The sequence below is a fragment of the Halovenus marina genome (assembly GCF_051414115.1).
Taxonomy (GTDB): Archaea; Halobacteriota; Halobacteria; order Halobacteriales; family Haloarculaceae; genus Halovenus; species Halovenus marina.
The window spans coordinates 129611-152708 of the sequence record NZ_JBLKNZ010000002.1; the positions used below are offsets into that span (position 1 = coordinate 129611).

A 23098-nucleotide genomic window follows, 5' to 3' on the forward strand; every position below is an offset into this window, starting at 1 on the left:
GATGGGGCGAACAAACCCGACATACAGAGACGCGCTTCGCGCGATCCGGGAGCGCTGGGCTGACTTTCGGCGTGCGCTCCGCAGCCGTGACCAACCCCGGTTTGACCAGTTATTCGAGTATGCCCGGGAACACGCAGACGCGAGTGGACTGCTGAATCATGCCAACCCGATTCTCCCGGCTCTCTTCAGCATCGATCTTGAGCAGGAAGCACGACTCGATGCTCAGGAAGAACGTCTCGACAAGCTTGAAACCCAGCTTGACGAACTCGAAGACAAACTGGAGTCGACGCCACTGGATGAGATGGGCAGACAAACCCAAGGGAGCGACGAATAATATGCCATTCAAGATCGATTTTCTTGACGACGGACGCGTCCTCGAATGGCATAAGACAGAGGACAGCATCACTACAACAGAACAAGATAGATACACCCCGCGTTTTTTCGTGGGTCCCCGGTCGACAGACGTCGATATCGATTATGCCGCCCTCCGTGCCCTCTACGAGCGCCATCCAGATGTCGTCGCGACCGATACCGTCCAAAGACGTCCCGGCTTCCGTCGCGACAACGAGGAAGTACTCGCCGTCGATGTCGACCATATCGACCACATTACTACCGTGGCACGTCAAGCACGACAGCTATCTGACTATCCAGTCGGCGATCTTGTTTGTTACAACGTCGACTTCTCCAGAGAGTTCCGGTATTGTCTCGAGAACGGTATCGACCCGACACCCGCTGGCGAATTATCGACGCTTAGACTGAGTGTCCCAGTGGGTGAAACCGCGAAAGATACGTACACGGCCCTTCGCATCGGAGAGAACACAGTCACCGGCGAACCGATTGATATCATCAATACTCTCCAAGACGCGTTAGAGCGGCGCGACCCGGATATCCTGATCTGCTCGGCAGGTCAACTCATCCCGACGCTGCACGACATGGCGACAGAGGCAGGAATTGAGACGTTCACTCTCGGTCGCAGATCCGATGTTGCGTACCAACAACTCGCTGGCCAATCGACGTATACGAGTTACGGTCGGGTCGGTCACTCGCCCGCTCGGTATAACGTCCCCGGACGAGCAATTATCGACGAGTCGAACACGTTCTTCTACGGCCAGACCAACCTCGACGGAATGCTGGACCTCGTGTCGCGCTCGAAAAAACCAGTACAGGAACTCTCGTGGGCATCAATCGGGAATGTCCTCACCGCAATCCAGATCCGTGAAGCCCACGACCGCGGGGTACTGGTGCCGTGGAACTCCTGGCGCCACGAATTCTATAAATCCATGGGGACACTCCACGACGCCGACCGCGGCGGATTCATCTTCGCCCCAGATGTTGGACTTCACGAAGACGTTCACGAACTCGATTTTTCTTCGCTGTATCCGAACATCATCTGTACACGGAACGTCTCTCCGGACGTCATTCGATGTGACTGTCACTCCGAGCGCTCCGATGTCCCAGAACTCGACTACTCGATCTGTGACGAACGAGGATACCTCGTCGATGTCCTCCAGCCGATCATCGACGACCGTGACCAAATCAAAGCCGACATTCGTCGCGAACAGCAGCGCGACGACCCAGATCAAGACCGACTCACTGAACTCCAGGGCCGGTCAGATGCGCTGAAGTGGATTCTTGTTGCTTGTTTCGGATACCAGGGGTTCAGTAACGCGAAGTTCGGACGGATCGAGTGTCATGAAGCAATCAACGCGTTCGCTCGCGACATTCTGTTGACCGCAAAACAACGACTCGAAGACGGCGGATGGCGTGTCGTCCACGGCATCGTTGATTCGATCTGGGTGACTCCGGATCCAGAAATCGAGGACTGTCAACGGGAAGACCTCGACGCCCTCGCGAAGGAACTCACCGAGACGATCGATATCCGTCTCGAACATGAAGCTCACTACGACTGGGTCGCATTTGTCCCACAACGCGAGAGTAACGCTGGCGCACTGACGAAATACTTCGGGAAAGTGGCTGACGAGGAAACGTTCAAACTCAGAGGTATCGAAGCGCGCCAGCGCTCCACACCGTCGTTCATAGAGAACGTCCAGCGCGAATGTCTTTCCCGGTTCGACGATACTCGTTCTCCCGATGCTGTTCTAGATTATCTTAAACAGGCTATCGCGCAGCTCTATTCAGGGGGTGTCCCAGCTGACAAACTTGTCGAGAGAAACCGCGTCTCCAAAGGCGTGGATGAGTATACACAGTATACGCATAACGTCGCGGCGCTCGAACGAGCTAACGACCACGGTCTCGCAGTCAATCCGGGACAAGATATCGAATACGTGGTCGTTGACGACGACAAATCATCTCGCGAGCGTGTTGCGTTGGCTCACGAAGACATCGATACGTACGATCCGGCCTACTACGAGACACAACTCATCCGAGCTGTAGAGAGTATTCTGTCTCCACTCGGCTGGGATCGTTCAGATATCAGACGAGAACTCGCCGAAACACACGAGATCGGCTTGACAAGTTTCATCGCGCAAAACTAACTCCTCCAACAGGTGAAACAGTAGCCTCTCGACGCTAGAACGCTTAAAATGACTGTTGTGAACGTGACAAAACCGACAGGCGAAAATCTTGTTGGCACTGACCAAAATGGGTCTTCACTGTGTCTAAGAAGGGATCCCCACTAGTATTTTGAGCATAGGGCACATCACGTATATTCCCATGGACATGCGGGTCCGGATTACCCATGACAGATATAGAAAACCTTGCCGAAACCATCCACGAGAAACTCCCCGCAGAGGCTACGATAACCGTTGCTGAAATCGAAGAACGACTTGACTCACTTGTCAACGAGTATCAAGTCCCAGTAAATGAAGCACAACGAACCGTCCAGAATAACATTATTGATGATTTGGACGTGGATTCAGACGAAATTCAAAGCAGGCTCCAACAGACTAATATCGGTGATATTGACGAACCTGACGAATGGATCGACGTAACTGCGAAAGTAGTTGATCTATGGGAGCCACGGAGTGAATCCATCGGACAAGTCGGACTCCTCGGCGACGAGACTGGCACAATCAGATTCGTTAAATGGAAGAAATCGGGACTTCCTGAACTCCAGGAGGGGGAAGTATACTATCTTGAGAGTATTGTGACTGACGAATACGAAGGCTCCTATTCAGTGAAATTGAATAGTTCTACTACTGTCAAGGAAGCAGATGTCGAGATAACAGTCAATACTGGTTCGACTGAAGTTGAGGGAGCGTTGGTGGACATCCAAACAGGCAGCGGGCTTATTAAACGATGTCGGCAGAATGGTTGCTCACGGGTACTCCGAGAAGGTTTGTGTGCAGAACACGGGGAAATTGATGGTGAGTTTGATCTCCGTATCAAGGGTGTTCTCGACGATGGAGAGTCTGTACAAGAGATACTGTTCGACCGCGAACTGACTGAGTCACTGACCGAGATCACGTTGGAGGAAGCCATCGAGATGGCGAAAAGCGAGATAGACCGAAATATCGTTGTGAGTGAAATGGAAGAACGAACCCTCGGCAGATATTATCGAGTTACGGGCTCTCACCTAAATCGATATTTTTTGGTGGATACTATAGAAGAATTGGAGTGTGTCCCACCATACGAAGAACTGTTAATCCGTGGGCGGTCGCTCCAGATAGAGAACTAGACCCTGTAATCTATAGGCGGATCAGGCCGAGTGTCTCGGGGCTTGGCCCAGAGCGGTTCACAACCGTGTGACTAAAAATCTTCTAAACCGGCTTGCTCGGTACTTTCCGGTTCGATGATTTCAGGGGCATCGTTCCTGGGATTGTTTACCTTATTCGATATTGGATATGTTTCGAGATCATCTTCTGGATACGGTTTGCACAAGGATGTTCGGGTTTCGGGACCTCCATGTAGCCATTCGTCCTCTGTGGTTTCTGGCAATATGACCGGCATGCGATCATGTATCGGCTGGATAACGTCGTTTGCATCCGTCGTGAGAATTGTGACCGATCGAACCGACTCCTCATTAATCGTTGTTTCTTGCCAGAGGCCAGCCATGGCAAAGGCCGGGTCGTCTTCGCGAAATATTCGGTACGGTTGTTTCGAGCCACTTTTGAGGTGCTTCCATTCGTAAAACCCGGATGATGGAACCAGACACGGCCTGTGTTGCCAGGCTTCAGAGAATAACCGTTTTTCATGTGCAGTCTCAGACCGTGCGTTAATGTACCTATCACTGAGTTCGTTGGCCCATGGTGGAAGCAATCCCCAGTTGAATTGGTCAATCTCTGCTGGCGCTTTATTCGTTATGACTTCAAGCGGCTGCCCCGGGTTGATATTATATCTGGGCGTATACCCACCGTCAGTTACGACCCTTGCATCAAATTGATCCTGTAGTACATCCTGTGGGATGAAAAGCGATGTCCGACCACACATAGTGAGTAAGAATACGCAATCGGACAAAATTCCTTCGGATGGAGTTCCTGGTATTGGCTACCTCTATACAACTCTTAGACCTTGAGGTATCGGGGAAATATAAGATCGATTATATCATTCTCAGAAATCCAGTCTACGGCATAGCTTCAAAGAGCTAAATATTACTCCCGTCTGGTATATTTCCGCCATTACGGCTCTATATTTGTAATACCCGTCTGTGAATTCAATTAATCATTAATCATTATAGAGCAATAAATAATTATTGTCTTTGTCTAATTATTGTGCATTTATATATTTTGTAATAGTTATAACTTAGAATTTATCAAGCTACTATCCTATACGTATTTTTGGTTTTTTATTAACAACAGCCAAATATTTGTCATCGCACTCCTAACCAAACTAATCATGCTACAGATCGGTGCACACGTTTCGATAAGTGACGGATTCGACTCCGCAGTTTCAACCGAAGAGGAACTCGGCGGTAACGTTGGCCAAGTTTTTGTTGGCTCACCCCGGGGATGGAAAGTCAAAGAAATAACCGAGTCAGATCGAACTGATTTCCAAAGCTCTCTTGAAGAGGTACAAATGGGCCCCTGGATAGTCCACGGGACCTATCTGATCAACTTTGCGACGCCGAAAGACGATCTCGCTGAAAAGTCTATTCAGGCCGTTCAGGGCGAGTTAGACGCCTGTAGCACACTGGGGATCCCGTATTATGTTTTCCATCCTGGCTCTCATACAGGTGCAGGTGAGGAAACCGGGGTCGAAAATGTCGCAGAACGACTCTCAGAACTCGATATCCCCAACAATACGATGTTACTCCTCGAGAACACCGCCGGGAAGGGGACGACCGTCGGAAAAACCTTTGAACAATTAGATCAGATGGTTGAACTCTCTACTTACACATATGACGAAGTGGGTATCTGTCTGGATACCTGCCATCTGTTTTCTGCAGGATATGATTTTAGAACGGAGGATGATATGGACCAGTTGGTGTCCGAAGCAACAGAAGTAATCGGGATTGAGAATATCCAGTATCTGCATTTAAATGACTCTAAACACCCGCTGGGTTCAGAAAAGGACGAGCATGAACACATCGGGGAGGGTGAGATCGGAGAGCAAGGATTCAGGAATTTCATCAATCATTCAGGGTTCAGGGAATTACCGATGGTATTAGAAACTCCTGAAGATAGCAAAGGATATGCCTGGAATATCAAGAAGGTTCGTTCACTTTACGAGTAATACACTACCCAAATGGCGTTAGTATTCCACATTTAGCCCATCCCCGAAACTCAAACTTCGAGCTTCTCTTGATACACTTTTTCTTTGTCCATAAGTTCCTTGAAAATCTTCTTTTCAGGGATGAGCTCTTTCAGGTGGTCTTCACACAGAGCGACTGTATCGTCGTACATCTCGAAATCGATATGCTTTGGTTCCCCATCGTCGTCCTTAATTAGACAATCAACTTTCGGGAGCTGATACGTCCCAGCATTCTCACAAAACGCGCAGCCGCGATCTTGATGCCAGGATGAATCGTTCAGTAGACTTCCAAACTTCTCTGTTTCACACTGTTCGCAATAGAGGCCTAGCTCTTGGTGATTGATCTGATTCACTATGACCCTATTGAACACTTCTGACTCTTCACATCCTATGCAATTCATGGATAACTCTACTTTGTCTCGTATTAGTGGAGTGGTAGATACATAGGGGGAATATATAATACTATTCATATTCGTGAAGATTGACATGGATAGCTATAAGGAATCCTTACTAATCGGACAGTTAAATATATTTTAGACTTACTTAGATTGCCTTTCAGGGCAGGCAAACATTTTTCTGGGATATACTTCCACCATGGTTTACTTACCTATAATACCGTATGGATTCTCGTTCAAGTTGGCAGGCTACTGCAAGCCAGCCAGCGCTCCATGTACGCGGGGGTACAACCGAAGAGTAACCCCCATTCTCCCCTTCAAAGCTCCCACATGGAATATTCACTAACTTCTTTGCGTCTCACTAGCGGCCGGTTGGGTACAAGTTTTGGATAGATATTGCTCTGCGTCGTCTGCTTCAACTCGACAATCCACACATTGCCATCGTCGCACTGATCCTCGATGTTTTACCTTTGGGATGATTTTGTGCCCGTTCAACGTGAGCGATTTTTTGATATCTGGCATCATGGGACACCTGATTTACTGAGCAGCTTTTGGGACTGTATCGAGTTCGCTGACTCGCTCTTTCGATTGATGCCCCACTTCGTGAACTCAACTAACTCATCATATCCCGGGGGATTCATGGAACGGCTTACCATTATCGCAGGCGGCTCCCCGAATTTTGCTTCTTCTCTGGATCCGAAGCACGTGAACTTGGACCCGGAGAAACTCCTTTTTTCATCGAATTCCGAGGTGATAGTCCTGCGCATGTGTACCACGTTAACTCTTGCTGATGGCTATTATCCGATCAATAACAAGTATGTATTATAAATCTGTTGTTCCAAAAAGTGAAATATCATTATGTGTATATAATGTTGATGTTACTAAGAGATAGTATCTATATCTATCTCTTTGCTAACCTTAGCAATATATGGTATTTCTTGTAGTAAATAACACAAAGACGGGATCTACGGTTCATACCTCTATATATGTCAATAATGCATACGGAAGATTTTATTACGGTTGCTCTCATGAGGTGGGTTGCACGCACTGAATCGATGTCCAGAGCATCTACCACATCGCGTATCCCAAACAATCTAGCAGTATGAAGCCTAGACCCTCGGGTTTAGTTTCTACTCACGAATGACGTGACAGCAGACCATGGACGATAACACGGAGAGCAAACCAAATAACGACGAGATCCCGCATCCAAACTTGGATGAGGTTGGCCCTGCGGACGATGAGTCTCAAGACTCAGATGATACTCAACGCGTCGAACATGGAGCTACGGATCAAGCTATCCCCGATCTTGAATCCGCGCAATCTGACTCAGACGCGGGGCTTTTCGACAATTTGCTCGAGGGTGAACCCATATTCAAGAAAAAGGAGGTGCTTCGACCGTCCTACACCCCACAGAAGTTACCACACAGGAACGATCAGATCAACAATATCGCGACGATTTTAGTTTCGGCGCTTCGAGGAAATACACCGTCAAACATTCTCGTGTATGGGAAAACAGGTACGGGGAAAACCGCTAGTGCGCGATATGTGAGCGACGAGTTAGAGCAAACGTCACAACAGTATTCAGTTCCATGCGAAGTCGAATACATAAATTGTGAAGTTACAGATACTCGGTATCGCGTTCTGGCGCGATTAGCGAACAAATTCATCCAAGATAACTTCGATCGTATTGAAGATGACGTGGAGACACTGAACCAACACATCGAAAACCAAAATATGGGTCAACTGAGCGAGATGGGGTATGACTCTGTGGAAGCGGCAAGTCAACGCGTCAGGACCCTCGAAATGTATCGCGATTCCCATGAACAAGTACCAATGACGGGGTGGCCCACGGATCGTGTCTACGACGAATTCTTCTCAGCAATTGACCTGTACCAGCGAGTTATCGTGATAATGCTCGACGAAATCGATAAATTAGTCGAGAAATCTGGTGACGATACGTTATATAATCTCTCCCGTATAAACTCTGATCTGGAACGAACTCGTGTTTCAATAATCGGCATCAGCAACGATCTCAAATTCACTGACTTCCTCGATCCCCGAGTAAAATCGAGTCTGGGGGAGGAAGAGATCGTTTTTCCACCATACAACGCTCAACAGTTGACAGACATTCTTAAACAACGGTCTGAAATTGCGTTTAAAGATGATGTATTAGCTGAAGAGGTCATTCCCCTCTGTTCAGCGTTCGCAGCCCAAGAACATGGGGACGCACGACGCGCAATTGACCTTCTTCGTACTGCCGGTGAGCTCGCCGAACGCTCGCAGAGCGATATAGTGCGCGAAAAGCACGTTCGGAAGGCCCAAGAAAAGATCGAGTTCAATCGTATTGTAGAGGCCGTTAGAACCCTCCCACAACAATCCAAACTCATTCTGTTAGCGATAATCAAGCTCGAAAAGCGAGGCGAGAGTGATATTAATACCGGAGAAGTCTTCAACGAATACAAGCGGATTTGTGGAGAAATTGGGATAGAGGTACTCACTCAACGTCGAGTTACTGACCTTATTAGTGAACTTGATATGCTTGGGATCGTGAATGCTGTCGTTGTGAGTAAGGGACGATATGGACGTTCCAAAGAAATCAACTTGTCAGTACCACTGGAAGAAACCCTTTCAGTTATCGAATCGGATTCGCGACTATCTGATTTGCAAGAAACATAACTAAATTTGTTGATGGCCAAAGATCCACATCATATATCAATATATCTTTCCAGACCTACGAAACCCCCACAAATGGAACGATCCAGATCTCACCGTGCGCGTCAATAAAATGTTCTAATTCATCACGATCGCGTATCGGATAACTTGTTTCCGTATAGATTGGAACAGAAGGGCCAATCGTTGTTCCTAGCCGCAAGAAACGTAATCTGACGTGCTCCGCGTCTTTCATAAGTTCTTCATTAGAATATTGGTCAAGCAGCTCTCGGACAGCTTCTAAATTCTCGTTGAAATTCTGCTCCGTTTGTTCCCATGCTTCATCCAACAGCTGTTTTCCTTGATTAGTCTTAAGAGGCGCTGCGGCTGGCTTTTCTCCAAAAGTTTCCCGTAAATCCTGAGCGTCTTCTCCTTGGAACATCTTATACTCTTGAAACGTCTCATACGGTCGAGATACAGCATCAATAACATCCTCCATCGCTGCTTTTGCTCGTTGGACTGCTATCTTTCGACTCGGCGCTTCAACCAGAATATAGACTAAGGCTTCTTCGTTTTTCACTGGTAGCATTACAGGTGCTCTTCCAATTAAGATTTTGGCAGGAGTCCCTGTTGTGATTTGTTTCTGACTGATTGAGTATCATCCCCTGCTTCTATTTTTCTCGGGCTCGAATCTATTGGTAATGGATCTTGACGCATATCCCTTGCCAGATACCGAGACTATTGCTGAGGTAGTCGAGACAGGTCTTCAGAAAGGTGACGTCATTACGATCTTCGCCAATTGTGATGTCGAATACGAGGGTCGCGCTTCTGGATATCTTGGAGTTGGAGAACGACTGATTATCGCTAAGCCTGATGGCACGTTACTAGTTCATCGACCAACTGGAAACGACCCCGCTAATTGGCAACCTCCTGGAAGCTCTATCTTTGCCAGCGTCGACGATGATGGCTGTACAATCACAGCTCGTCGATCAGACCCGATTGAGCGCGTCAACGTTCACCTTCGTGGTACATATCATATTGTTAGATACCCCGCGGAAGATTCTGTACCCCTGGAGCTTTCTGGGACAGAAACTGAGATGCACGAGTATATTTTGGATAATCCAGACGAGGTTGAACAGGGACTCCGGGTCCTCGAGCACGAGCGGGAAACACCATATGGGACGATTGATATATTTGCGACAGACTCAGAGGGGCTCCCAGTCGTTATCGAGGTGAAGCGACGTCAAGCCACACTCTCCCACGTCGATCAGTTGAAACGGTACATGGATCAATATCGGGAATCGAATCCGAATGCAAGAGGAATCCTTGTTGCGCCAGATGCAAGCGACAGAGTGAGACGAACGCTTCGTGATAATGACCTGGAATTCGGTCAACTTGAGGAATTTGCTGTCGGTCGTGGTGATGTCACGTCTACAACTTTTGATGACTTTCTGTGATTTGCCGTATTACCTACTAAGATATAACAGGTAACTACACTATAGTTAGATGCAGATTGATAACTATTATATGTGGGTGCTATCATCTAGCACACAGCAGGAGCTACGTAATTATGTCAAATAAAGCCAAGACGATCTCGTTTCGGGTTGAAGAAGAGAAATTCCAGAAGCTACAGACTCTCACTACTCAACAGAATCTCTCATTATCCTCGATTTTCCGAGACTACGTTGATACAATCACTGCCCATGAGGGGAGAGTTAGTGTTGTTCCTGAATACGAGGTTGGAAACACAGCAAGCCAAGCCTCAAACGAGTTTCCTCTCACTGTCGAGATACCGAAAAGCGTAGTGAGAGAACATGAACAGTTAGAGTTAGAGTGTGAACATCTCAGAGAGCAACTTACAGAGTACCAACAAAAAGTAAGCCATCTCGAATCGGAACTCGAATCGGAAAAATCCGCTACACAACAGATGGTATACTTAGAAGAATTAGATCCTTGAAACCCTTTCTTTTGTACGGAACTGCTCCTCTGTACTCTCTTAATCCCACCGGACTTCGATATTGAAATCGTCGACAGCGATCAGGTCTGGAGTAAATTCTCGTCCGACTTCACGCTTGAGTGACTCTGGAATGTTCGTCGGGCTGTCTATTGTCACTCCAGTAAACGCCAGTCGGGAATCCGGTCGATCCGGTGAAACCATATATCCAATCATCCCAACTCTGAGGTCATATGATTTGTATTCATGTTGGACTTTTCCTGCCCAGGATACCAACCGTGCTGAGTTCGGAGCGTTATTATGGCTATATTCAGTATCGATGTATCCTTTTTCAAGAAGAGTTTCTGCAGTCCCCACATTCATCGGAGGGAAAGTGCGGGTCATTTCTGGCCCAAAAAATATTGTGCCATACTTCGATTCCTCTTCCCAATTGATACTCTTCCCAAACGCAATTTGCTCTAACTCCCGGTCTTTGGTTTTCGTATCGCGCATATCGATCTACCCCATAACTTCTGGGTTATCTCGGTCTGAATACATAGATTCTCCATCTATAAAGTAATTCTTGAACGAGTGCATCTACTTTTCTGGATACGATACACATTCCAACAAAGCATATATCGGCTGAAGCGCAACGATCCCTACTGAATGGCTGACAAGGACAAGACCCACTGGATTGTTCCAACAAAGGGTGCGACTACGCTGCCCGTAATCGAGATCCTGACTGGTCGGGGATTCATTACTGGGAAATCTGGCAGTGGGAAGTCTAATTCAGCGGGGGTAATCGCGGAGGAATTACTGGATAACGGCTATAACCTCTTGGTAGTCGACCCAGAGGGGGAATATTACGGACTCAAAGAGAAATATGAAGTTCTACATGTTGGGAATGACGATATTTGTGATGTACAAGTAACAGCGGAACATGCTGACGAACTAGCGACGATAGCTTTAGAGCGCAATATGCCGATCATCTTGGACGTATCGGGGTATCTGGATGGTGATGCTGCGCGTGAACTTATCGCGAGTACCGTTCGTGAGTTATTCCGGAAAGAAAAGAAAGCACAAAAACCGTTTTTACTCGTTGTCGAAGAGATGCAGGAATATCTTCCTCAATCAGGAGGGACTGATGAACTCAGCGAACTTCTCGAACGAGTTGCTAAGCGAGGCCGCAAGCGAGGACTAGGTATGCTCGGCATCTCACAACGACCATCGTCAGTTGATAAGGATTTCATCACCCAGTGTGACTGGATGATCTGGCATCGATTGACCTGGCAAAACGATATTGACGTGGTTCGTAACATCCTTGGCTCCGATATTGCATCCCAAATTGAAGATCTGGATACTGGTGAAGGATATCTAATGACCGACTGGGACGAATCAGTTGAATGCGTCCAGTTTAAACGCAAGAAAACTCATGATGCAGGAGCAACACCTGGATTGGAGAGCTACGACCGCCCAGATTTGAATTCAGTAAGCAAGGACCTCATCCGTGATATTAAAACAGGAGATGTCTCGGCAGATCCAGATACTGCTGTTGAAGCTTCAAGTGAAGTCCCGGCTCAATCAGAGGGAGAGTCATCTACAATTGAAACTACCGAGTCCCCTGATTCTTCCAATTTAGATGAGATGGTCTCAGAGGATGGAGACACTACAACAGGGGGCGACCCAGCAGATCTAAATTCGTTGAGTGATGATGAACTCCGTGAACGGGTAGAATCACTTCGTCGACGGAACCAGAATTTAGAGGCACAGGTTGCCGAATTACAATCATCGAATCGGACCTCAGCGCGAGAACCCCATGAACGGACACCACAGACAGTTTCGAAGCCGCCCCAGAAACCCGTCCCACCTGACCCTCCTGCGCAACGCAGCGGCTTTTCCGGAAATCTAGTAGAGCTAGTCCACTTATTTGGCTATCTGCTCCGTTCCATCACATATCGAGTCAGGTCGTTCTTGCATCGGATACGATACAGCGATTAGTCAACTTGCAACTATCGAGAGGGTCCTGCGCTTGTTGTGAATTCTCGCCAGTGTTGTATGCCCCAGTATCCGATCCCAGTCGCTACAAGCGCCGCTGCAAAAAAGTAGATTATCAATCTCGAATCGAACACTGTTGAGCGATTGTTCGCAGCAAATAGAACGCCTTCGACACTAAAGAACGTCAATATGAAGGATAGTATCCCGGTGAAGATGGCTGATACAATTATTGTCTTTCCTTCAGATATGTTGAATTCTAAGTAGATTATCGTCGAGACAAACACGATAGCTACGGTGACCAGATACCAGGGAAGTCTGTCATCGAACTCAGTTACTTCTCCCGACATTAATGCGATGAGCCCAACAAAACAAGCTGTTAAAATTATCGTGAACCCACCGATAATGAGGGTGATTCGGAGAATAAACTGCCGGTTCCAATCCATTCTACCAGAGAACAATAAGGCAAGTTGTAAAAAGTGTACTGTCTACCAGATGGTCAGAATCTAATCTTCCGCAGTTCGAGGCTTCTTCTCAACTCGATCATCAAAACTATCCTCTCTAATTTTTCTGCACTCCGTTATTGCTTCTGTCCGATAATGTTCTTTCCGAACCACGTAGGAACCATCTTCGGTTAGTTTCAACAGTTCCCGCTCAAGTATGTCCGCATCTCTATCGACTACCTTCTTTGTGTGGAATGCAATTGACTGGCTTGAACCATCTGCCCACTTTCGCGTCTCAATCGTCCATTCCTCACCCCATAAGTCGCGAGCTATGTTCTCCAATTGTTCCTCTCTAGTGCTTCGACTCATATCTGAATCAAGATAGGGCGAATTGTATCTGGTTTGTTTATTGTCTTCGTGACAGACGTATCGTCACTATCTCTTGTTGCGTTATGGGTTTTCTTTCTGAGCGTGCCGATGAATCGCCTTGCGTCGCTCTCGATATCCGTATGATATCAGGACAAATGCGGTGGTATTTAAAACCAGTAAAATGAGGGTCAGAGCTCCGACACTATACCCTTCGATGGATGTGAAAAACCCAGCCTTTATCGCGACGAACACTGCCCATACTGTGATTGGAAGGAGAAGCAGTCCAGCGAATAGATACAACAGAATAATAACTCGACTCGTGAATTGCAGTGCGCCACAGTGCGGACAGCTCCACTTCTCGATAGCTATCTCACTTTTGCACCGATAGCATGAGTGTGCGGGTTCATTCGGAATCGTTACGTCGCTTGGGGAGCGTTCGCTTTGATCCTCTCCAAGAGTCGACTCGCTACTTGTTTGTTCAATATGTTTTCTCATTAGTTCCCACCTGCTGTTGTTGTATCACTGTTCGATTCACGCGTTTGAGCGATATCTGTACAAAAGCTACCGGAGACCCGATCTTTAGCGTATAAAAACGATCCCTGTTGAGGAGGGTATGTAGTCTTGACAACCGAGATACTACTGGAGATCATCGCGGGCAGGCCCTGGAAATCGCGTGGTTTGTCTGTGAGAGCTTTCTCCGCTAGAAGCCCTGTGAATGGTTTATCACATGGAGACATCTCCATGTTGTTGGAGCTGTAGCTTCGGGCTTGACGCCCATGGGGCACGCGCAGGGACGGATATTTTATGGTCATCGTTTCGCCTGGATTTCCCTCAGGAACAACGGAGCGGTGAGTTGGAAATGGGTTCTGCGGGTTGTTCCGGGGGATTGTATTACCGGGGCCGGATGGACATATATGTTTTTAAGTAAACATTACATTATATTTGTCAGTATTGTTATATTGGGGATGTAAACAGACACACGTAGTTGCATTATGTTACTAAATTAGTCTAATAGAAAGCAATCTGGCCATCACTTAAATATAATATATATTATATTTTTATTGGGATACTGATGCTAGACCGTCTGAGACACTCATTAATACGAACTAACGACAAGTTCGTATTGTTAAATAATACGCACAAACTTTTGTACTACAAACTGGAACCCCGGTACGTATCCCACTAATTGATGTGATCGACTACCGTATTGTTATTCACCATCTCTCCCCCCTTGGAAATATCATAACCATAGTATATCATACAAGTAGAAATCAACTTTAGAGGTATACTATACGGCTGTAAACAGAGTTTACATATATAACCATCGACTAGTTGTTGTTTTGGCTCAATTCCTTAGATCCGGCCAACTCTTGATTCTACACCTCAGTGCTAGTTAGGTTGCAGTAGTGTGTCAGCCTCCACTATCGGATGCTGTCAAACTCTTTTAACACGATCTCAGTCGTAGCTCGGGGCCCATTCTCGACGAACTCGTTCGGACCTCTAATGTACCTTTCTCAGCGCCTTGCTATAGTTTATATGAGTTGAAGTAAGGGGACCACTTACCATCGTGATAGTTTTGGGTGTTGGTTGGTTTGGGGACCAGCAACAACACAGTATTTTTGCTTCGCTCCGTCTCATCGATGTCTGTTACCTTCCTACTTCACTAATTTATCTCCCTTAGATAGTAATCTCAGACCTGATATTTACCCACATCTCGAATGCCACCATCTTATCCATCAAAGTTATACAACAAAGTCAGATAGCTGTCTTAGATAAGTGTCTTAGGTAGGTTGTCTGACGAACTTACTTATGGAAGTGTGTTGTACCAGTGACCATGCTTTCATACACAATATACAGCGAAGCAGGTGGCGTTGGCAAAACATCACTCGCAGCGAATTTAGCGGTTGCTCATGCACGAGCGGGGCTAAATCCCCTAGTTGTCCCTCTGGATCCTCAGGACGGAGACCTATCTCGGTTAATGGGCGTTGATAGTGACAGAGCTAACGGGACTGCCGACAACCTGGTACGACATTTAGTGAATAGTCCAAAAGGCCCCTTCGATGACCTAATTAAGTCATCTGAGGGTGTTGATATCGTTCCAGAACACAATATGCTCTCAGATCTGTCTTCGCACCTAAGTCGTGAACAGAGTAAAGCGGAAGATCTTGGGGATGCATACAACATCTATGCGCAACTCCAACGTGTTCTTCGCGACTCTGATGTGAGTGATGACTACGACGTCTTAATTTGTGATCCCCCCGCAACTGAATCCGATCACCTCTATAACGCGATTTACGCAACACGAAACCTAGTAATTCCGGTCGAGCCGTCCTGGAAAGGTCAAGCTTCTATTGAGGGATTAGCGAATCTCGCAACGAACTTCGCTGACCAATTGAATATTGATGTCGGCGTCTTAGCTGCGGTTCCAAATGGTGTAAAAAACACACGCGATCAAAAAGAGATGGTCGATCAAATTGAGTTCCCTACTCCCGAAGTAATTGGGGATCGAACCTCGTTGATGGAGGGATGTTGGAAACAACAGTGTTCAGCGTTCAAATATGTCCGAGAACACCGAACGCGGAGACGGGATTATGAAGTCGAAACACTTGCCCAATTTGACCGAATAGCTCGGTTTCTAGAAGCTGAGGTTGATATTGAAGCTCCATACCCTCCTGAACCCGGAGCCTTGGAGGAGATAGCATGACTGGATTCAAATCTGGTGCGAGTGACGATGATCCGCTCGCAGCCGACGATACAGTGGATCAAAACTCGAATGAAGACCAACCAAACCTTCAGACGGAGTCTTCGACTGATACATCACCTTCCGATACGTCTACCGGCAACTCTAAGACAGAGCTACCATGGATTTACCAACGAAATAGCATCACAGATGGGCGACCTAAGACAGTGCAGCTACACCTTCAGCAGCAGACATTCGAGCGTGAACAAGAATCTCTTAGCAACGTCCCGATAGATGAAACGGTGAATAAAGCAGACCTTCGCGAAGCTGCCTATCTTGTAGGGTTACAAAATCTGGACGAAGTCGGAGAACAGCTTCGAGATTGGGGATACGACTTAAAATGAGCGGACGCATTTGTAGCGACACTGGCGAAGATTTTGTATAGCGGCATACAGTTTATAATACTGGTATCGGGTGTTTGAGTGTCTAAGAGGCGTGAATATTAGGAATACGGTTCATTCTCTCTTGGTCATGATTACACCAATAATCACGACCACTTTGAAGTGCCCCGCCGCTCTCGGTGAAGCACGAATGCTGCAACCGCCTCACGACGCCGCTTCCCCAGGGTAGAGCCGCCAGGAACGAAGTTCGAACTTTCTTTGGTCTACTCAGCTGAGTTCGAGGGCAGTACCATAGAGGTTTTTTCGATATAAGACTAATAACCTCAGCATATATTAAGATATAGCCCGACCGATGTTATATGACCGAAGACGGAACGAATTCGGAGGACCTGATGGAACGCCAGACCACGGGTGAAGACCGAGTTCGGATGACCGCCCGACAGCTGTCGGAACCGCGGACAGCCAACTGGATTGCCTCCGAAGCTGGTTGGTCACACGAGCCGACCAAGCGCGTCCTTGAACGACTCGTCGACGATGGTATTCTCCACCGTGACGAGAGCGGAACCCATACGACGTACTACCCTGATTACCGCCGACAAGCGATGCAGGAGGCGATGCGTCTTCGGGACAGCGGGCACACTGTCGAAGAGCTCACTGATCGTCTCACCGACATGAAGACGCAGATTCGGGACTGGGAGGACGAATTCGGTGTTGAGTCACCGAACCAACTTCGTGGAACGCTCGCTGACGAGTCCCTTGATGCTGAGGAGGAAGACTGTCGCCGTGAGATTGCCCGTAAGTGGGAGTACCTTCAGCGGCGTATCCAGATTGTCGGCTTCGCCATCCGCGAATGGGACTTCCTCGCCCCGACGACAGAGTCTCCTGAGGCCAGCAATTCAGACACATCGGCTAGTCTTCATGGCGTCGCCACAGTCGATGAGATGGATGACGGATTCTCTGATGAGGATGTCGATGTATGGATGGAGACTGCAGTCGATCCTATCGGATCGGAGTCTGATTTAGGCACTGAGGACTCGTGATCTCGGGTATAGGTGCGTGAAGTCGTGGTCATTCCGTTCGTTCACATATGTTCACACAAAGGGGAACAACTTATCAAGCGGGCCTGTGTATTCCCTGTTATGAGTCAGGAATCGCTCGACGATACGATCAAATTCCGTGCTGGTCCGCTCAAAGAAGCGGCAACCGAACTAGACTCCGTCCACCTGGGCGGGATCAATATCAGCGAACTCGCACGCGAGGGGCTGACCCAGATGCTTCGGCGATCGATGACGGACGATGACAAAATCGCAATTTATGAACGCTATTCGGCAGGTAACCTCTCGGAAGACGCTGCTCGAGTACTTCTCGGTGACGAACTCGACCTCCTCAAAGAGGATATCGACGCATTCCGTGAGGCTACTGAGGACGACACCAGCGACTATCTCGTCTAGATGGCCAGCGGCACCACACGGTATCCGATTTTGGTTGATACCGACGCGCTGATCGCCGTTGCGAACAGTTCCTTGTGGCCCCAGATCACCGAACACGTTGGCCTTACGACGACAAACGTCTGCAAACAAGAACTCGAGCGGCACGTCGAGAACACGCGCGAGACTGCGCCCGAGGGAAGCCGGCCATACCGGCTTCATAACGGGAGCCGTGCCGCGCTCGATACCCTTGAAGACGATGAGACGCCGCTTACGCAGGTGACGAGCGTGCCCCGACCTCACGGAGCAGACGCCGTTGAGGAATCACTCCGACAGGAGGTGGCGCAGAATCCGGAGACTGTCGACTACGTCATCCTGATGGACGCGGCTGGTCGTCGTTCGATTCGTCGGGCCGTCGACGACTATCACGAAGATATCCGTGTTGTGGCACCACCGTTTCTGTTCTACATCCTCTACGACAACGAACTGATTTCGCGTCGTGAGTTCTGTGAAGCGTGTGGCGAGCTGTTAGAACGTGAGGGCTGGACCGGATATAACGCCGTGAAGGCTGCGTGGGAAGGAATCCCCATCGACTGTAGCGACATCCTCGACGACCACCTGATCCCGTGAAACATATATGAATCAGAATATCTCCCCGACACGCGATGGTTCGACACCGCTTGCAAGTTCCTTCGAGCGGTATCTCCAAGACAAAGGAAAAGGTCGCGGTGGCGAGGGCGGGAACTACCGCCGGAACGCCGCTCGCGAACTCGAACGATTCGTGGAATGGGCCGCCGGCGAGCGCGGCGACGAGAACTGGGTCGGGATCGTCCCTGAGAATGTTGACCGCGACCCCACCTTCGGGGATCTCGACGAGCGGGTCTTCCGTGAGTATGCCCGGCACCTTTCTGGCGATCGGGGACTCAAGCAGAACACGGTTCAGACCTACTACGCCTACGTCTCGGCGTGGTGTGGCTGGTGTGTCAACGAGGGCTATCTCGAAGCACACTACGCACAGCGGGCAAGCGCGATGGCACCGCTTCCAGAAGACGATGGCCGAAAACCCGGCGACCAGCAGGCCTGGACACCCGAGCAGCGCCACGCTCTCACCCGGCACGTCGACGAGCAGGCGCGTGAGGCCATCGAGGCATACACCACCCTTCCCGATGATGTGGACTCACTCGACAAGCACCGAGCCCGGTACGCGGCGCTAAAGGCGGCCCGCGACCGGACGCTCGTGGTCGTCCTCGCGTACACGGCTGTCCGCGTGGGAGAACTCCTTCGTGATCCCGACGACCCGCGACGCCGTGGCGTGCGGTGGGAGGACATCCAACTGGAAGACGGGAGTATGGACGTCTATCGGAAGAAACAACAGTGGGACGCCGCCAGCCTCCCCGACCCCGTTATCTCCCCGTTGCAGAGCTATCGGAAACTACTGGATCCGCCAGCAGAGCGATGGCCCGTGTTCCCGACACTCGACCAGCGGACGCTTGCAGAGCTCGTGCACGAGGAGTTAGCCGACCGAGGAGAGCAATCGGAGACAATTGAGGAGCGACGCGATGAGTACGCTCGCGACCTCCTGCTGGCGCTCGACGAGGACATCCGCCCGCCGTCGATCACGACGGATGGGGCACGTTCGATTCTCCAGCGACTCTCTGAGACCGCGGAGATTGAAATCAACCATCCGAAACACGACTATCTTGCACCCCACGGCGGTCGCCGCGGGATGGGGGAGGTTCTTGTTCGCGCGTTCGGCTATACAGTCGCTGCCCGGTATCTCGACAACTCGGAAGAGGTGGTCCGTGAGCGGTATTCACATATCGAGGCTGGGGAATTAGGTGATGTTGCTACAGAAGCTCTCAACGAGGTCGATTCTCTGAACCGTAAGTGAACGAACCGAACTTGAATGGATGACTGCTTTCCCGTTTATCGTCCTCTATTGAAAACGACAGACAGTGGGGCGACTATTCCGTAACAGTTTGGGAGAACGTGGTCGAGAAGTCGATTATGGCAGTCGCGCTCCTCGACCTTATTGAGAAGGTACTACGTGCAGCGAAACAAGCATTGGGAAACCACGCGGGGAAGCCCGCCTGATCCAGGCTTCCCCGCGAGACCCATATCGTCGTTCACTGTCTTCGCAAGGAAGAGGGCTACACATACACCGAACTCCTCGATCGGCTTGGACTCATGCTAGACGTGTGTGAACTTCTCGGTCTCCATCCCGATGTATTACCCGACCCAACGACGCTCTACCACTCTCTCGCTCGCTATGTAATGTACCTCTGGCGAGCCAGGTCACCTTTGACAGCACGTTCTTTGAACGCAAGCAACATCGCGGTATTATCTCCAGCGAAGCGACCGATTGGTTAAAATAATCAAAGCGAAGATACTGACAGATACATAGTCGCTGGCAGTGCTGGATGTTTATTGATGTATCGACCATGAACGAAATATGAAGGCTGGTCCGCGGGTAGTCCCCCCTCCCCCAGACACGGATTACCTGCGGACCATGGTCGTCGACAACGGATTTCAAGACTGGCACACTCAATACCAGTTGTCTGCATTTGATCTCGACTATCGAATCCATCACCGTGGATCGAAACTGATGGCTGTTGCGCACAACGCACTCAATCGATCGAACAGATACACGCAACGGTGGATGGCAGAAACCCCTGACTCAACAACGAAGCGAACACAAGGCGGAGTCTTGCGTTCCGGTTCTGGTATCGGCAGTTCCGTGAGATTGTCCTGATGTTCGCTCTCTATAACATCAAAAAGGCTACTGAAATGCTATGATCCTACTTCCGTACTGTATTTTCAATAGAGTATTCATTCTAGTTATCCAGCAATCGATCGCCGGTGTCACGAAAGACACCGACGCATCGATCGGCTAGTTCTGTTGCGTCACCGAGATCGAGGCACTTGATCAAGCAGAGTCGCCGGACGAGACGCGTCTTGGAAGCAGGGAAGAGCGCTGGAATCGACCCTGTCTTCTCGGCTCGATCAGGTGAAACTCCCGACACCGCGATCGTAGATCTGGTGGTCGGCCTTGATGCGGGACGGATTAAGATCGGTTCGCTCGCACGTTCGAAACGACTCGCGAAGTACAACCGATTGCTCGAGATCGAACGATCGCTGGATTGTTCACTCGAACAACCGTTTAAGTCGTGATGAAAGAGGTTTGCGAACAGTCAGTTCCCGTTCTCGAACGGGAGTGCGGTGACATGATTGAGACCGAGATTTGCCACGTAGAGGACATCACGCTCCTCATCGATGGCGACGTTCGTTGGGTTACCGATCGTTAGACCATTCGGATCCGCAGCGTACGTGGTCACGGTTCCGTCTTCGAGACGATAGATCGCGTCGTCGCCGATCGATGCCCCGTACAGTCGTCCCGACGAATCGACCGCGATACCGTCAATCATACCCATCTCGTCCGTTAGGACCGAGGCTTCTTCGGCGTGACCGTCGTCTAAGTGGATTGTCCAGATGTTGTGCGTTCCAGTCTCGGCGACGTACAGGATGGTTCCATCTGGTGAGAGCGCGAGGCCGTTGGGAAAGGCCGAGCACGTCTCTGTAAGCACCCGTTCAGTCCCGTCTACCTCGCGGACATAAATACACCCGCCAGCGTTCGCCATGTCGCTACGATCGCCAGAATCAGAGAGATAGAGACGACCAGTTTCATCGAAAACACAGTAATTTGGATGCCACGGTGGCACGGTCTCGCTTCCCGAGACGACCGTTTTGAGCTCCCCGTCAACCTCGTGTCCGTCCAGTGGAAGTCTGAACACCCGGTGTGTCTGGAAATCACAGCCGTACAGATCGCCGTTCGGTCCCAGAGTGACACCCAGGACGAATCCGTTCGTCCTGGTAAGCTCGACGACGGTGTTGTCCGCGGGATCGACGTGGTAAATCTGTCCGCTTTCACCGCCCGTGTACAGTGTGCCGTCCGAGCCAATTGCGACGTCCTCGGGGTGATCGAGACGAGTTTCGAGCCATGTATCGCTGCCGACAATTTCTGCGTCGTGTAGTTCAACGAGAGCCGCATCGGGGTTTGGTGTTGTCATCGGTCAGTACCCCCCGGCAAGAAAGCCACCATCTACGGCAAGGTTCGCGCCCGTAATCCACTCGGCGTCCTCGCTACAAAAAAACGAGACGGCGTTGGCACAGTCTTCCGGCTCTCCGAGTCGAGGAAGGATTGTTTTTTTCTGTTGTTCTCGCCGCGTTTCCTCGTCGTTCACGTCCTGCAGCGGTGTTTTGATTACCCCCGGGAGGACTGCGTTTACCGTCACGTTGTCGGGTCCCAGTTCTACCGCGAGATCCCGCGTTAGATTCACGATAGCAGCCTTCGTAGACGCATACGATGGACCTGCACCGCCGAAATGCGCGTTGACACTACTCACGTTCACGATACGCCCTTGCGGTGATTTGACGAGATGTGGGATTGCAAACTTCGCGGTCATAAAATATCCGGTGAGGTTAATATCTACGACGTTGTTCCAGTCGTCGACGCTCGTTTCCTGGCTGGTACCTGGTTCGACTATACCTGCGTTGTTGACGAGGTGATCTAAGCTCCCGAATTCATCGAGAATTTCGTCGATCATTCCCCGAACCGATGCTTCGTCGCTGACGTCCGTTTCGATGAATCTACTTTCGACATCGTACTCGGATTCTATCACTTCATTAGTCGGTGTTGTAAGGCCAGTCTGATAGTGCTCACCGGTCCGAGGTGTCTTGGTAACATCTGCAGTAACGACATTTACGCCGTCCGCGGCAAGTCGCTTTGCGATCCCTCGACCGATACCTGAACTCGCACCCGTGACAACCGCGACACGACCGGTCATGACCCTATCAATAAGACCGGCGCATATAATAATTTGGCCATCTGACCAGGTAGTGTTAAGATAAGGATTAAAGAGTGAGACGTAGCGCTTTTTCAGTGTCTATGCGGCAAAACGCTACCCTCAGTGGATGTGTAGACCAGACCGACTTAGAGTTTGTTGAACGAGAATCGATATCGATTTTTTGATGAATCTGAGTATTCAGTTGCATCTTGCTAAACTATATCTTTCAAATATGTAATTATTTTTGGCATTTGGTGTCGAGTGCGCACGATCCACCGTCTATAATTGGTTTTACAAAACCGATCTACAGCCCGAA

At 49.4% G+C, this 23098-nt stretch carries 22 protein-coding genes and 2 pseudogenes; 17 read left to right on the forward strand and 7 right to left on the reverse strand.

Annotation, left to right across the window (positions count from 1 at the left end; genetic code table 11):
* The first annotated feature begins 1 nt into the window (after position 1).
* From ACMGFL_RS15790 to ACMGFL_RS15800, 3 genes are all read left to right on the forward strand, one after another.
* Positions 2-334: a DUF8156 family protein gene (locus tag ACMGFL_RS15790; protein WP_436936552.1), complete on the forward strand. Its 333-nt coding sequence runs from the start codon at positions 2-4 to the stop codon at positions 332-334.
* 1 nt (position 335) lies between these two features.
* Positions 336-2495, forward strand: coding sequence for a type B DNA-directed DNA polymerase (locus tag ACMGFL_RS15795; RefSeq protein WP_436936553.1), 2160 nt, complete (start codon positions 336-338; stop codon positions 2493-2495).
* 203 nt (positions 2496-2698) lie between these two features.
* Positions 2699-3637, forward strand: coding sequence for a replication factor A (locus ACMGFL_RS15800; protein ID WP_436936554.1), 939 nt, complete (start codon positions 2699-2701; stop codon positions 3635-3637).
* A gap of 71 nt (positions 3638-3708) precedes the next feature.
* On the opposite strand, the gene ACMGFL_RS15805 is transcribed toward ACMGFL_RS15800, so the two are convergent.
* A complete protein-coding gene (locus tag ACMGFL_RS15805; protein ID WP_436936555.1) occupies positions 3709-4389 on the reverse strand; it encodes an SOS response-associated peptidase in 681 nt (226 codons plus the stop codon).
* A gap of 405 nt (positions 4390-4794) precedes the next feature.
* On the opposite strand from ACMGFL_RS15805, the gene ACMGFL_RS15810 reads away from it, so the two are divergent.
* Both ACMGFL_RS15810 and ACMGFL_RS15815 read left to right on the forward strand, forming a co-directional pair.
* Positions 4795-5631 (forward strand): deoxyribonuclease IV, encoded by an 837-nt coding sequence (locus tag ACMGFL_RS15810; RefSeq protein ID WP_436936556.1) that lies wholly within the window; start codon positions 4795-4797, stop codon positions 5629-5631.
* A 1571-nt stretch (positions 5632-7202) separates the two neighbouring features.
* Positions 7203-8720: a Cdc6/Cdc18 family protein gene (locus ACMGFL_RS15815; RefSeq protein ID WP_436936557.1), complete on the forward strand. Its 1518-nt coding sequence runs from the start codon at positions 7203-7205 to the stop codon at positions 8718-8720.
* A 55-nt stretch (positions 8721-8775) separates the two neighbouring features.
* On the opposite strand, the gene ACMGFL_RS15820 is transcribed toward ACMGFL_RS15815, so the two are convergent.
* Positions 8776-9273: a DUF7995 family protein gene (locus ACMGFL_RS15820; RefSeq protein WP_436936558.1), complete on the reverse strand. Its 498-nt coding sequence runs from the start codon at positions 9271-9273 to the stop codon at positions 8776-8778.
* 121 nt (positions 9274-9394) lie between these two features.
* Here ACMGFL_RS15820 and nucS point away from each other — a divergent pair, with 121 nt between their 5' ends.
* Entirely contained in the window at positions 9395-10150 is a 756-nt protein-coding gene (nucS, locus tag ACMGFL_RS15825; RefSeq protein ID WP_436936559.1) for an endonuclease NucS, read from the forward strand.
* 113 nt (positions 10151-10263) lie between these two features.
* Entirely contained in the window at positions 10264-10650 is a 387-nt protein-coding gene (locus ACMGFL_RS15830) for a DUF8146 domain-containing protein (RefSeq protein ID WP_436936560.1), read from the forward strand.
* 39 nt (positions 10651-10689) lie between these two features.
* On the opposite strand, the gene ACMGFL_RS15835 is transcribed toward ACMGFL_RS15830, so the two are convergent.
* Positions 10690-11139: a hypothetical protein gene (locus ACMGFL_RS15835; protein ID WP_436936561.1), complete on the reverse strand. Its 450-nt coding sequence runs from the start codon at positions 11137-11139 to the stop codon at positions 10690-10692.
* A gap of 153 nt (positions 11140-11292) precedes the next feature.
* Between ACMGFL_RS15835 and ACMGFL_RS15840 the strand changes: the two genes are divergently transcribed.
* Positions 11293-12624: an ATP-binding protein gene (locus ACMGFL_RS15840; protein WP_436936562.1), complete on the forward strand. Its 1332-nt coding sequence runs from the start codon at positions 11293-11295 to the stop codon at positions 12622-12624.
* Between the two features lie 11 nt (positions 12625-12635).
* On the opposite strand, the gene ACMGFL_RS15845 is transcribed toward ACMGFL_RS15840, so the two are convergent.
* On the reverse strand, positions 12636-13064 hold the full coding sequence (locus tag ACMGFL_RS15845) for a hypothetical protein (protein WP_436936563.1): 429 nt from the start codon (positions 13062-13064) through the stop codon (positions 12636-12638).
* 60 nt (positions 13065-13124) lie between these two features.
* Positions 13125-13430: a hypothetical protein gene (locus tag ACMGFL_RS15850; protein WP_436936564.1), complete on the reverse strand. Its 306-nt coding sequence runs from the start codon at positions 13428-13430 to the stop codon at positions 13125-13127.
* Positions 13431-15264: 1834 nt separating this feature from the next.
* Between ACMGFL_RS15850 and ACMGFL_RS15855 the strand changes: the two genes are divergently transcribed.
* From ACMGFL_RS15855 to ACMGFL_RS15890, 8 genes and pseudogenes are all read left to right on the forward strand, one after another.
* Positions 15265-16134 (forward strand): ParA family protein, encoded by an 870-nt coding sequence (locus ACMGFL_RS15855; RefSeq protein WP_436936565.1) that lies wholly within the window; start codon positions 15265-15267, stop codon positions 16132-16134.
* A complete protein-coding gene (locus ACMGFL_RS15860) occupies positions 16131-16514 on the forward strand; it encodes a DUF7970 domain-containing protein (protein WP_436936566.1) in 384 nt (127 codons plus the stop codon). Before ACMGFL_RS15855 ends, ACMGFL_RS15860 begins: the two co-directional genes overlap by 4 nt.
* Positions 16515-16870: 356 nt before the next feature.
* Positions 16871-17551, forward strand: a complete 681-nt coding sequence (locus ACMGFL_RS15865) for a DUF7342 family protein (protein ID WP_436936567.1) — start codon at positions 16871-16873, stop codon at positions 17549-17551.
* A 99-nt stretch (positions 17552-17650) separates the two neighbouring features.
* Positions 17651-17962 (forward strand): DUF8065 family protein, encoded by a 312-nt coding sequence (locus tag ACMGFL_RS15870; RefSeq protein WP_436936568.1) that lies wholly within the window; start codon positions 17651-17653, stop codon positions 17960-17962.
* Positions 17963-18568 (forward strand): hypothetical protein, encoded by a 606-nt coding sequence (locus tag ACMGFL_RS15875; RefSeq protein WP_436936569.1) that lies wholly within the window; start codon positions 17963-17965, stop codon positions 18566-18568. It abuts the gene before it with no gap.
* A 7-nt stretch (positions 18569-18575) separates the two neighbouring features.
* Positions 18576-19829: a tyrosine-type recombinase/integrase gene (locus ACMGFL_RS15880; protein WP_436936570.1), complete on the forward strand. Its 1254-nt coding sequence runs from the start codon at positions 18576-18578 to the stop codon at positions 19827-19829.
* 116 nt (positions 19830-19945) lie between these two features.
* Positions 19946-20734 (forward strand): annotated as a pseudogene (locus ACMGFL_RS15885) (transposase).
* Positions 20735-20797: 63 nt separating this feature from the next.
* Complete coding sequence (locus ACMGFL_RS15890) at positions 20798-21109, forward strand: hypothetical protein (protein WP_436936571.1); 312 nt, start codon at positions 20798-20800, stop codon at positions 21107-21109.
* Positions 21110-21129: 20 nt separating this feature from the next.
* Here the strand turns inward: ACMGFL_RS15890 and ACMGFL_RS15895 are convergent, their stop codons facing one another.
* The gene (locus ACMGFL_RS15895) at positions 21130-22005 is read right to left on the reverse strand and encodes an SMP-30/gluconolactonase/LRE family protein (RefSeq protein ID WP_436936572.1); all 876 of its coding nucleotides are present in this window, start codon (positions 22003-22005) and stop codon (positions 21130-21132) included.
* A 3-nt stretch (positions 22006-22008) separates the two neighbouring features.
* Entirely contained in the window at positions 22009-22782 is a 774-nt protein-coding gene (locus ACMGFL_RS15900; RefSeq protein ID WP_436936573.1) for an SDR family NAD(P)-dependent oxidoreductase, read from the reverse strand.
* Between the two features lie 101 nt (positions 22783-22883).
* Between ACMGFL_RS15900 and ACMGFL_RS15905 the strand changes: the two are divergent.
* Positions 22884-23098: pseudogene (locus ACMGFL_RS15905) on the forward strand (IS6 family transposase); the annotation flags it as partial.

Excerpts from the sequence above, each read along its gene's own strand:
- ACMGFL_RS15855 (WP_436936565.1), top strand. The coding sequence starts at position 15,265 with ATGCTTTCATACACAATATACAGCGAAGCAGGTGGCGTTGGCAAAACA.
- nucS (WP_436936559.1), top strand. The coding sequence starts at position 9,395 with ATGGATCTTGACGCATATCCCTTGCCAGATACCGAGACTATTGCTGAG.
- ACMGFL_RS15835 (WP_436936561.1), bottom strand. The coding sequence starts at position 11,139 with ATGCGCGATACGAAAACCAAAGACCGGGAGTTAGAGCAAATTGCGTTT.
- ACMGFL_RS15865 (WP_436936567.1), top strand. The coding sequence starts at position 16,871 with ATGACCGAAGACGGAACGAATTCGGAGGACCTGATGGAACGCCAGACC.
- ACMGFL_RS15900 (WP_436936573.1), bottom strand. The coding sequence starts at position 22,782 with ATGACCGGTCGTGTCGCGGTTGTCACGGGTGCGAGTTCAGGTATCGGT.
- ACMGFL_RS15810 (WP_436936556.1), top strand. The coding sequence starts at position 4,795 with ATGCTACAGATCGGTGCACACGTTTCGATAAGTGACGGATTCGACTCC.
- ACMGFL_RS15895 (WP_436936572.1), bottom strand. The coding sequence starts at position 22,005 with ATGACAACACCAAACCCCGATGCGGCTCTCGTTGAACTACACGACGCA.
- ACMGFL_RS15840 (WP_436936562.1), top strand. The coding sequence starts at position 11,293 with ATGGCTGACAAGGACAAGACCCACTGGATTGTTCCAACAAAGGGTGCG.
- ACMGFL_RS15830 (WP_436936560.1), top strand. The coding sequence starts at position 10,264 with ATGTCAAATAAAGCCAAGACGATCTCGTTTCGGGTTGAAGAAGAGAAA.
- ACMGFL_RS15875 (WP_436936569.1), top strand. The coding sequence starts at position 17,963 with ATGGCCAGCGGCACCACACGGTATCCGATTTTGGTTGATACCGACGCG.
- ACMGFL_RS15850 (WP_436936564.1), bottom strand. The coding sequence starts at position 13,430 with ATGAGTCGAAGCACTAGAGAGGAACAATTGGAGAACATAGCTCGCGAC.
- ACMGFL_RS15870 (WP_436936568.1), top strand. The coding sequence starts at position 17,651 with ATGAGTCAGGAATCGCTCGACGATACGATCAAATTCCGTGCTGGTCCG.
- ACMGFL_RS15815 (WP_436936557.1), top strand. The coding sequence starts at position 7,203 with ATGGACGATAACACGGAGAGCAAACCAAATAACGACGAGATCCCGCAT.
- ACMGFL_RS15790 (WP_436936552.1), top strand. The coding sequence starts at position 2 with ATGGGGCGAACAAACCCGACATACAGAGACGCGCTTCGCGCGATCCGG.
- ACMGFL_RS15800 (WP_436936554.1), top strand. The coding sequence starts at position 2,699 with ATGACAGATATAGAAAACCTTGCCGAAACCATCCACGAGAAACTCCCC.
- ACMGFL_RS15845 (WP_436936563.1), bottom strand. The coding sequence starts at position 13,064 with ATGGATTGGAACCGGCAGTTTATTCTCCGAATCACCCTCATTATCGGT.
- ACMGFL_RS15880 (WP_436936570.1), top strand. The coding sequence starts at position 18,576 with ATGAATCAGAATATCTCCCCGACACGCGATGGTTCGACACCGCTTGCA.
- ACMGFL_RS15805 (WP_436936555.1), bottom strand. The coding sequence starts at position 4,389 with ATGTGTGGTCGGACATCGCTTTTCATCCCACAGGATGTACTACAGGAT.
- ACMGFL_RS15795 (WP_436936553.1), top strand. The coding sequence starts at position 336 with ATGCCATTCAAGATCGATTTTCTTGACGACGGACGCGTCCTCGAATGG.
- ACMGFL_RS15860 (WP_436936566.1), top strand. The coding sequence starts at position 16,131 with ATGACTGGATTCAAATCTGGTGCGAGTGACGATGATCCGCTCGCAGCC.